5 protein-coding genes are annotated in these 10,869 nt (G+C 54.5%); 4 read left to right on the top strand and 1 reads right to left on the bottom strand.

Annotated features, from left to right (window positions below; all coding sequences use genetic code 11):
* Together RMSM_RS05990 and RMSM_RS05985 are read left to right on the top strand one after the other, a co-directional pair.
* The coding region (locus RMSM_RS05990) for an alpha-2-macroglobulin family protein (RefSeq protein WP_315850131.1) at positions 1-2,622 on the top strand (2,622 nt) is incomplete at its 5' end.
* A gap of 7 nt (positions 2,623-2,629) precedes the next feature.
* On the top strand, positions 2,630-3,277 hold the full coding sequence (locus RMSM_RS05985) for an RNA polymerase sigma factor (RefSeq protein WP_008693027.1): 648 nt from the start codon (positions 2,630-2,632) through the stop codon (positions 3,275-3,277).
* A gap of 237 nt (positions 3,278-3,514) precedes the next feature.
* Here the strand turns inward: RMSM_RS05985 and RMSM_RS05980 are convergent, their stop codons facing one another.
* The gene (locus RMSM_RS05980; RefSeq protein WP_008693026.1) at positions 3,515-6,559 is read right to left on the bottom strand and encodes a CHAT domain-containing protein; all 3,045 of its coding nucleotides are present in this window, start codon (positions 6,557-6,559) and stop codon (positions 3,515-3,517) included.
* Between the two features lie 296 nt (positions 6,560-6,855).
* Between RMSM_RS05980 and RMSM_RS05975 the strand changes: the two genes are divergently transcribed.
* Both RMSM_RS05975 and secA read left to right on the top strand, forming a co-directional pair.
* Positions 6,856-7,170: a hypothetical protein gene (locus tag RMSM_RS05975; protein WP_040764317.1), complete on the top strand. Its 315-nt coding sequence runs from the start codon at positions 6,856-6,858 to the stop codon at positions 7,168-7,170.
* Between the two features lie 613 nt (positions 7,171-7,783).
* Positions 7,784-10,869: preprotein translocase subunit SecA (gene secA / locus RMSM_RS05965; protein WP_008693023.1), on the top strand; the 3,086-nt coding region annotated here is incomplete at its 3' end.

The following is a 10,869-nucleotide window of genomic DNA, read 5'->3' as shown; positions in this document are numbered from 1 at the left end:
CACGGATGGAGTCACGATCGACGCAACGCAACGTTGGCGTACCGACATTACCCGTCGATGATCGTCCAAAACTTGTGGGGATACCAATTCCGAGCTCTGTCGAAGGGGGTGAGGCGATCGGGAATGGAAATGGCAGGTTCGCTTGCCGCCCCGGCGCCGATGTCAGCAGCAATGGATGCTGGAATGATGGAGGGCAAAGCCGAGGGCCTCGCGGCGATGTCGATGCAGGCCGACGACAAAATGGGCGGAGCAGAGCGACAGGCCGCCGGGCAAGAAGGTGGTGATGGGCAGGACGCTGCGAGTGTCGATTTGGAAAGCGTTTCGGCACGCAAAAATCTGAACGAAACCGCCTTCTTTTTTCCTCATCTGCGGGCCGGAAACGATGGTACCGTGCGGATGGAATTCACGATGCCCGAAGCACTGACCGAATGGAAATTCCTGGGGTTTGCCCATGACTCGAAACTACGCAGCGGCTTTTTGAGCGGCAAAACGGTGACGGCAAAGGACTTGATGGTCCAGCCCAATCCACCTCGCTTCGTTCGCGAAGGTGACTTGATCGAGTTCACGGTCAAAGTCAGTAACCAATCGCCAACTCAGCAAACTGGGCAAGTTCGCTTGTCGTTTGCCAATGCGAAAAGCATGAAAAACGTGGATTCCCAGCTCGGCAACGACACGTTGGATCAGTCGTTCACGATTCCTGCGGGTCAATCGAAATCGCTGTCTTGGAAGATCAAAGTGCCCGATGGAATCGGATTTTTGACCTACAAGGCCGTTGGATCCACCGGACGACTCTCCGATGGTGAAGAAGGCTATTTGCCAGTCCTGTCACGCCGCGTTTTGGTTACCGAATCGATTCCATTGCCGATCCGGGGCAAACAGGTGAAGGAGTTTGATTTTGAAAAGCTGCTTCAATCCGGTAGCTCCGACACGCTACAGCATCAATCGCTGACGCTGCAGGTCGCGTCGAACCCGTCGTGGTACGCCGTGATGGCACTTCCGTATTTGATGGAATATCCCTACGAGTGCAGCGAGCAGGTATTCAACCGCCTGTACGCCAACACGCTGGCCCAACACATCGCCAACAGCGATCCCAAGATTGAGCGTGTGTTTGATCAGTGGCGAGGCACTGCGGCGCTGGACAGTCCGCTGGAGAAGAACGAGGAACTGAAAACCGTGATGCTCGAAGAAACTCCATGGGTTCGCCAAGCGGAAAACGAAAGCCAGGCTCGTCGCAACGTTGGTATCCTGTTTGACAACAATCGGCTGCAGGACGAAACGAAGCGAAACCTATTTAAGTTGACCGAGATGCAACTCGAGGATGGATCGTGGCCTTGGTTCCCCGGGGGACGTGGCAATGACTTTATCACGCTGTACATCACGACCGGATTTGGGCGGATGCGGCATCTAGGCGTCTCGATGGATGCCCAACCTGCGATCCGATCGCTCACGCGACTCGACGGCTGGGTGACCAAGCAGTACGAAGACATCAAACCAGAGAACCGAGACAAAAATCATCTGTCGACAACGATTGCGCTGTACTTGTATGGCCGTAGCTTCTTCCTGCAAGACCAAGTGGTCGCACCGGAACATCGCGAAGCCGTCAATTACTGGGTCAACCAAGCTAAAACGCATTGGTTGAAATTGGCGGTCCGCCAATCCCAGGCTCACATGGCCGTTGCGCTGAAGCGATTTGGTCACGCCGAAGCCGCTCAAGGCATCATGGCGTCGATCAAAGAGCGATCGGTCAGTGATGAAGAACTAGGCATGTTCTGGCGCGAGAACGAATTGTCATGGTGGTGGTACCGTGCTCCGATTGAGACCCAAGCGATGATGATCGAAGCCTTTGACGAGGTGATGAACGATCGCGACGCGGTCGAATCGTGCAAGGTTTGGCTGCTGAAGCAGAAACAAACTCGGGATTGGAAGACAACCAAGGCGACGGCCGATGCGATCTACGCTTTGCTGCTGCGAGGTAGCGATCTATTGGCATCTGATGAATTGGTTCGCGTCGAGCTTGGCAAGCAATTGATCGAGCCGGCGGATGTCGAAGCCGGTACCGGTTTCTATGAAGCCCGCTTCGGCGCTGGCGAAGTCAAACCGGAACTTGGCAACGTCACCATGCAAAAAGTCGACGAGGGAGTCGCCTGGGGCAGTTTGCACTGGCAGTACCTCGAAGACATCAGCAAGGTAACGCCGCACGAAGAAACGCCGTTAACGCTGGAAAAGAAGCTCTTTGTCAAAAAGAACACCGCCGATGGACCGACGCTGGTCGCAGTGGACGGACCGGTATCGGTGGGGGACGAATTGGTCGTGCGGATCGTTTTGCGGACCGACCGGGATATGGAGTATGCTCATATGAAAGATTATCGCGGCAGCGGTACCGAGCCGGTCAACGTTTTATCTCAGTACAAATACCAAGATGGGCTGGGTTATTACGAATCAACACGTGACACGGCAACGCATTTCTTTATCGACTACTTGCCAAAGGGAACGTATGTGTTCGAGTACAGCACACGCGTCCAGCTGAAAGGCGAGTACCAGACTGGATATGCGAACATCGAGTGTATGTATGCTCCGGAATTCAACAGCCACAGCGAGAGCTTGCCCATTGTGGTTCAGTAGGTAACCCATGACGATGTCAGAACCTAGCGAAATCGATACTCACTTGGTCGCTCGGATTCGCGATGGCGATTCCGATGCGTGGCAGGCATTGATCGATCGTTACGAAGGTAGGTTGTTGGCGTACACCCAGAGCCGGATTCGTGACCGTGCGGCGAGCGAAGACATTGTGCAAGAAGCCTTTGTGGGGTTCTTGATCAGTTTGCCGAATTACGACGGATCGAAGCGGCTGGAGAGCTATCTGTTTTCCATCTGTGCCTACAAATTGACCGACCATTTGCGGCGTGAAGGACGACGCCCGGCGTTGCAATTGCACCGCCGTGGATCGGGCGACGGGACTAACATCGATTTTACCGGCGGCGAACGTGTCGCCAGCTCGATTGCCCGCAGCGGCGAACGAAAGCAGATCGAACAAGCGGCCATTCGTGATGCGATCGCCGAGCAGATCCAACGATGGAAACAAGGCGAGAACTGGTCCAAGCTCAAAGCGATTGAGTTGCTGTACGTGGTCGGATTGTCCAACAAAGCGGTGGCGGAAAAGACCGAGTTGACGGAACAGCAAGTCGCAAATTTCAAAAGCGACTTTCAGCTCCGCCTGCGTTCGATCATCAGCCGCATGGAACTCAACGCCGAAGTGTTCCCCGAATTAGCCGAGTGACGGTTGGCATTAGTTCCATCAACGTAGCGAAACTCGCGGAGAGTTTCGCTTCTCTATTGTGAACCGCCAAAACGCTTGACGGCTTGTTGAATGAGTCTGACTTTAGAATGCTTCGTCTAACACGCTAGCCGATAGGCGTACGCATCACGGATGCGAGTGCGCCTTCGAGTTGACTGTTAAACGACTAAATCAACAAGCCGTTTGCGATTTTTCGCTACCCTGGCTGCCGACTTTCCGTTAGGGCTTCGCTGCGGCCGCCGGATCGATTGGAGAGGACATTAAATAGCCAGCCCAAAACAGCGGCTCCTCGCCGGTGACGTTTTCTAAGTCTTTGTCGGCATGAGCCAATAGCGGCTCAGTCAACGGATCCAAATCCGAGCGTCGCAACACCATCCGCGCCCGTCTCCACGCGTCGACCATGCCCGAAAACGGCAGTTCTTGTGAGAATTCGCGAAGCACGATCGCACTGGATTCTCCGCCCACGGCCCAGCGGCTGACCAGCACATCGTCCACGCCTGCGACATTCAACGCACACAGGGTCATAAACAGATCGCGTCCATCCCCAAGCCGCGCCGCTTCGGCTTGCGAGCGAAAACCAGCCAACGCGATCGTAGTGGGCAGCTGGGATGGGAATTGCAGCCATGCTCCGAGTGCGGCATTCGGTTTTCCCGCCTCGTACGGCAACACACTCATCGCAAATGGGTTGCCCATATCCATCACGCTGGGCGACGCAACGATCAAACTGTCTAAAACAATGCCTAGCATCGTGCTCGGAGGCATATCCGCAGCAGGCAACAAGATCGATCCTGCCGCCGCATCCACAATCGACTGGGTGATGGCAGTGTTGACTTCCAAATCTCGCGGGGCAAAGAAACGATTTGCCGCAAGCCCCACAGCCCTACACTTTTGACGAACAGGTGAGGGACGCAGTGCCAACCCGGGCGTCGCGGCATAGCGGATACTAATCTTATCACCTAAAAATTCGGCGTCCTCACCATCAATGGGAAGTATGTCAAACGGCAGATACCACAACGGCCCATCGGGCACGATCACCAGATCATCAATGTCTGTGCCGGCGAATAGGCTTGCCTCTGGAAACAGGAACTTCAACAGTGCCGCTGCGTCTTTTCGCCAAGCGGTGTCTTCGGGCAAACGCGAACCACGCGTTTTTCCCACACCGATCGATCGCAAGACCGATCCAATCATCGAGGGCAGTCGTGACGTGTTGTTGTTGGCCCATGTTTGCGTATTTCCGTTCAACGAAAACGTCGTATACAAACGATTGCCAACGAACGCAAATGTCACCAGCGCTGTCCGTTTGGGCAGCTCTTGAATCGGTGCTTTTTCATCGATGCGTGGCGGAGCCAAACGAGGCAATGAACCGCGCGAAAACGCAATCAATGTGGCGAGTGATTCTTGTTGCTGTCCTAGTTTGTCAACCAACGAATCGTTGACGGTTGCAGGCGCCAAATTGGCATTTTCCACAACCATTTGGCGAAGCTGTTTGAATTCGGCGGGCCCTTGATCGCGGAACTTTCGCTGATCATCACTGAGTGCTTGATCCTCGGCACTAGCCAGGACACGCACATGAGCCACGCGGCCCGCCAACGGAAGCGTTTGCGAAAATCGTTCCGCCAACAGCGTGTCAGTGCGGACCAAGACTTTGTCGCCGTCGGTCTGTTCCGCAGCGATTGCAAGTCGCATTGCCAACGCAGCCGATCGATCGATTGTCAAAAATGTCATTGCGTCGACGGGATCACGCCGCCACAATCCGGGCGGCGGATCGTTGGTGAAATAATCGAGGATCGCATCGCTGGTCGATCCTCCGATCCGCGTTCCAAGTGATTGGCTAAGCAGTGCGAACTGATACGTGCTCGGCATCGAAACCAGCGTTCGATTACGTACCCGATGTTGCTGGGCAAACGTCCGCATCGATCCGTATGCCTTGTCGACAACGCTACTCGATTTCATCCCAAACGCCTCGCCGCGTCCCGCAGCCAATTTCGCAGCGACGTAGGCTCCATAGGCATCGATCCGCGGTTGCTGCACGTCACGACGGTCCGACAACGATTTTGCGTGTCCGATCGAAAGGGTGGCCGTATCGTAATCACGCGATTTAATCGCGGCATCGGCCGACGCAACAAAACTGTGTACCGACGCCAACCGGGATTTGCGGACCATCGCGTTGGCGGCCGTATCGGCGGCCGTTCGCACGACGTTCGCCTCTTTCTCAGACGCCACTCCGGCAGCCAACTGCAACGCCTCGCCGATCAATTCAGGTTGTTCCAGCGCCGCAGCCACGTTCACGCACGCTAGCGCCGCCGCCAGCGATCCTTCGGCGTTGGCGGATTCGGCCAGCACGGATGCTTGAACCAATAACGCGATCGCCGACAAGGGATGGGCTCCGCCATTGGACAACGCGGACCTCGAAGCTTCGGGAAACGCACGCTTGTCGTCGTATGCTGCAAAACGGGCCGCCCCATGCAATGCCCCGACCATCGTTTGCGCGATCGGTTGGGGAAGCCCACCGACATTGGTGGATTCGGCCAATTCGTTGACGAAATTGTCCTGTTCCGAAAGCGGTCCTAAGATGATTCGTCGGCGATACGACGCGATCGCCAAGCCGCGCATGATCTCGATGATATCCATCGCACGCAGATTAGGTTCTTCGATCACTCCGCCTTGGATCAACGTTTGCTCGGTGACCTGTTGCCCGGAACGATACATGATCCGATCCGAGGTGGGGATTCGTTTAATTGCCAACGCAGCCGGCCAAACCCCGGTCGGCGGAGACACCTGAACCCCTTCGCGGACCGCAGACCGCCAATCGACTTTATTCAGCCATCCACGATAGCGAACCGCCACCTGCATCGCGGCATCAATGTGCTCACGCGATTGCGGCACGCTGCCCATGTGCCAATAACATTCCGCCAACATCGCATACACCGGAATTGAATCGATCCAACGCCCATTGATGTCGCGACGGGTGCTGCGTAGTGCCCCCTCGAAAGCGTCTAACGCATTTTCGAGATCACCGCTGCGATAGATTTCCAGTGCAATGTAATACTCTTGCGACGGATAGCGGCCCCCGGGTTCAACTCCTCCCAAGGTGCCGAACGAGCCCAGACCACTGCCTTGCCCCACCGCGATTTGAGGCATCAAACAAAACACGCTGGCAGCCGCGACTAGGCAAACGAGCACTCGCGTCAGCATCGTTTTGGGAAAGTCGGTTCTAGGAAAACGAGGGAACGCCAAGACGTGGTTGGATTGAAAATCGCTCATGGGCATAGATTCGACGTCAAAGAGTGGGGGCGGAGCTGCGAAGCAGGCGAGCGGAAAACGCAGGCGATCGAAAATCGGTTCTCAGCCACACGCGAACCCATCACCGCCGCGTATGAAGAGGGAACAAATCACTCGATTGGTTGTTATCCTAGGAGTTGATCGGCGCGGCGTCGAATGATTTTCCGAAAGCGGCCTCACTCTCAGTATATGGTCCGTTGTGGGGTTAGTTCTCGCCCCCACGTCTAGGAAGCTTCGCACGAACGATAACTCCTTCACTTCCGCTTCGAGCCATTTTGATGACGAACGACTCGTCCCGCCTGAATCCCTACGCCCCAGTGGAGGTAGCAGAGGCTGAGGTTGACGACGCCCGTCATGGTTTCAATGGCGACCTGCCTGCTGAAATCCGCCAACCGCTGCCGCTTTGGCGAATTGCCATTCGCTGGACGTTTGTTTGTTTTTTGAGCGCCATGCCAAGCTTTTTGCTAGGAATGGCAGCCACCAATAGCCAGCAAATACCCGCGATGGTGGTCGGAATCGCCATTTTTTGCGTTTTGTACACCTGGTTGGATTGGCGGACGGCCGTCATGCGTGGCGACGCAAAAAGTCGGTAAAATGGACGCTAGGCATCATGTATGGAACGCGAGTTTTGATCTCGGTCGCTGTACCGATCGGAGGCACGCTTGATATCATTTGCGGGGTTGTCTCGACGTCGTTAGCATCGAAGTTGACGGGATTCCAGTTCGAACCGACCGGAGTGGCAAACAATCTCGTCACGTTTGGCGAGTCCTTTTTCCCTGTTTTATTGACGACGCTGATCCAAGGGAGCCTGATGAATGTCGTTCTGGCTATCTATGGGATTGTCGTTTTTGGCATTGTTTTGGCAATTAGGGCAATGTCAGGCTCGAGCCCGCCACCGACAGAAAAAACAATCGCAGTTGACCCATCTTCACTAAACTCGTAACTTGCGGATGTAACGGCATTTAGGTACGCGTTTTTGTAACGTGCGCCGCGATGATTGCATGGAGGCTTCCGGCTCGGTCCTGGATTTGCCACAACCTTCATGTTGCCCCGCAAACGTGTCATATTGACGCTCGCGACGACGGATCAAACGTACACAGGGTTCGGCTCTCGTGGTGGGCAATTTAAAGCCTGTGTTTTTGAGACGTGTTCATCCAGATACTGCGGTTCCCCCGAATCGCATACGACCTTACCCCGACGAAAAATATGTCTTTCTTCGAACGACTTTTTGATATTTGTGGCGTTATCTTCGGTGGCGCTTTCGGTGCTGTGGAACGCAGCATTACCTCGGTTTTCGGTTCGGCGAATGCTCGCCATGTCGCAAAACTACGCCAACGAGCCGAAGCGATCGGCGAGCTGGAATCAAAATACGAGGCGATGAGCGACGACGAGCTCCGTCAACAAACCGAAAACTTTCGCAAGCGGCTCCGCGATGGCGAAACGCTTGACGACATTCTCGAAGAAGCCTTTGCGGTCTGTCGCGAAGGAGGTAAGCGATTCCTCAGCATGCGTCATTACGACGTCCAGCTGATCGGTGGGATGGTGCTTCACAACGGCAACATCGCGGAAATGGTCACGGGGGAAGGTAAAACGTTGGTGGCAACGCTGCCGGCGTACCTGAACGCGATCGAAGGCAAAGGCGTTCACGTCATTACGGTCAACGATTACTTGGCCCGTCGTGACATGGAATGGATGGCTCCGCTGTACATGAACCTCGGATTGACGGTCAACGCGATCCAGTCGGGCATGTCGACCGCGGAAAAGCAAGCGGCCTACGCCTGTGACATCACTTACGGAACAAACAACGAGTTCGGTTTTGATTACCTTCGCGACAACATGCGTCCGGCCGCTAAGGGTGACGATCGTTATCCGAAGGAAGCTCAACAATGCCAAGGACCGCTGAACTACGCGATTATCGACGAAGTCGACAACATTCTGATCGATGAAGCACGAACTCCATTGATCATCAGCGGTCCTGCCGATTTGGATCTCGGCCGCTATGGGGATGCCGATCGCGTCGCACGACAACTGAAGAAGGAAGTCCACTTCACCGTCGACGAAAAACAACACAACGTCACGTTGACCGACGAAGGAGTTCGCGAGGCCGAAAAGTTGGCCGGAGTCGAAAGCTTCTACACCGCCGGCAACATGGAATGGCCACACTTGATCGATAACTCGCTCAAAGCCCATTACCTATACAAGTTGGACGTCAACTACGTCGTCAAAGATCGCCAGATTGTCATTGTCGACGAATTTACCGGACGTTTGATGGAAGGTCGCCAATGGAGCGACGGACTGCACCAAGCGGTCGAAGCCAAAGAAGGCGTGCCGATCAAGCAAGAAACGCAAACGTTTGCGACCGCGTCATTGCAAAACATCTTCAAGATGTACAAGAAACTTTCCGGGATGACCGGGACGGCGATGACCGAAGCGACCGAGTTCATGAAGATTTATGGACTGGATGTCGTTGCGATTCCGACCAACCGCGAAATGAAGCGGATTGAACATCTCGATTTGATCTACTTGACCGAAAAAGACAAATTCAACGCACTCGCCGATGAAGTGGAACGAGCTCACAAGTGGGATGTCATCAATCTGAAAGATGGCAACGAGGTTTGGGGCAAGATTCAAAAGAGTGACGAAGACGAAGTCGTGATCATCGCCAAGGGAGAAAAGAATCCCGAAACCTATGCGATGAGCAAGATCGAATCGATCGAACGCAGCGGCCGGCCGGTATTGATCGGTACGGTCAGCATCGAAAAGAGTGAACGGCTATCCGAACTGCTCGAACGCCGCGGCATCAAACACGACGTTCTGAACGCGAAAAACCACGGTCGTGAAGCCGATATTGTTTCGCAAGCAGGTCGGATCAACGCGGTGACAATCGCGACCAACATGGCCGGTCGTGGTACCGACATCGTGCTCGGTGGTAATCCCGAAACGATGGCGTGGGCACAATTGCAACATAAATATCCAACCCGGCTGGAAGTTCCCGACGACGAGTGGAACGCATTGGTCGAAGAGATCGATGCACGTGAAAAGATGAGCGAAGAAGGCGACGTGGTTCGCGACCTGGGTGGTTTGTACGTACTTGGGACCGAACGCCATGAATCTCGCCGTATCGATTTGCAGCTTCGCGGTCGTTGTGGTCGTCAAGGCGATCCCGGTTCGAGCCGATTCTTTTTGTCCCTCGAAGACGATTTGATGCGGATCTTTGCCGGCGATTTCGTCAAGAGCATGATGGAACGCCTGGGCATGAAAGAAGGCGAAGCGATCGAGCATTCGATGGTGACTCGCCGCATCGCTTCGGCACAGAAAAAGGTCGAAGAACGCAACTACGAAATTCGCAAGAGCTTGCTCGACTATGACGAAGTGATGGACGAGCAACGCAAGCGTGTGTATCGCTATCGCCAAAACCTGTTGGACGGTCATAGTTCACGCAACATGATCCTGGATTTGATTCAGGCCCAAATTGAAAAGTTCGTCAACACGTTCCTGGATCCCAACTACGGCGTCGATACCTTCGCCGCTTATGCCGGTAGCCAACTTGATTGCCAACTCGAGTCACGTGATTTCCAAAACATGGATTTCGAGATGGCAAAGACCTACGCGGTCGATCAAGCCGAACGAGCGGCGGAAGTCACTGTTCACGAAATCATCGAAGAGAATCTTCCTCAAGCGATGGAAGACGAGTGGAATTGGAAGGCGTTGACCAACTGGGCGAATACCCGGCTTGGCACGAATTACCAAGAGCACCAATTGAAGAAGATGGAACGCGATGAACTCACCGACGAATTGATCCAAAAGGCTCACGAGCGAATCGGCACGGTCGATTTGACCGAAGGCGAACCGTTTTTGGATGCGGACTTTGGTCTGCGAACAATGTGTGCCTGGATGCGTCACAAATTCGGGATCGAAACCACCCCCGACGAATTCCGCGATGTCGAAGACCTGCGTCAAGTCAGCGAATCGCTGTACAAACGAGCCGAGGAAGCATACACGCAGAAGGAATCGGAATACCCCGTTATTGCCGGTATTTCTCGCTTCACTGAAAAACAAGGTGCTCAAATTTCGCTCGACCGCGAAGGCTTGGTCGATTGGGTGCAACACCGCTTTGGTGCCCAGCTGACTCCCGACGAAGTGCGGCTAAATCGTGACGATTTGAAGGCTCAACTGGTTGAGTTCAGCCGCAAGGCCGGTGGTGCTGCGAAAGAGAAAAACGAGATCGCACAGAAAAAACTGAACGAGTTGTTCGGGAAAGCAGGAAAAGAGACCACGGCGGCTGTTGCCTC

The sequence above is a fragment of the Rhodopirellula maiorica SM1 genome (genome assembly GCF_000346295.1).
GTDB classification, from domain to species: Bacteria; Planctomycetota; Planctomycetia; order Pirellulales; family Pirellulaceae; genus Novipirellula; species Novipirellula maiorica.
Note: the sequence above shows the minus strand (reverse complement) of the source record. Positions and strands in the feature narration are given on the sequence as shown.

Bases quoted from the DNA above. Each gene is read 5' to 3' on its own strand.
- RMSM_RS05980 (WP_008693026.1), bottom strand. From the start codon at position 6,559: ATGAGCGATTTTCAATCCAACCACGTCTTGGCGTTCCCTCGTTTTCCT.
- RMSM_RS05975 (WP_040764317.1), top strand. From the start codon at position 6,856: ATGACGAACGACTCGTCCCGCCTGAATCCCTACGCCCCAGTGGAGGTA.
- RMSM_RS05985 (WP_008693027.1), top strand. From the start codon at position 2,630: ATGACGATGTCAGAACCTAGCGAAATCGATACTCACTTGGTCGCTCGG.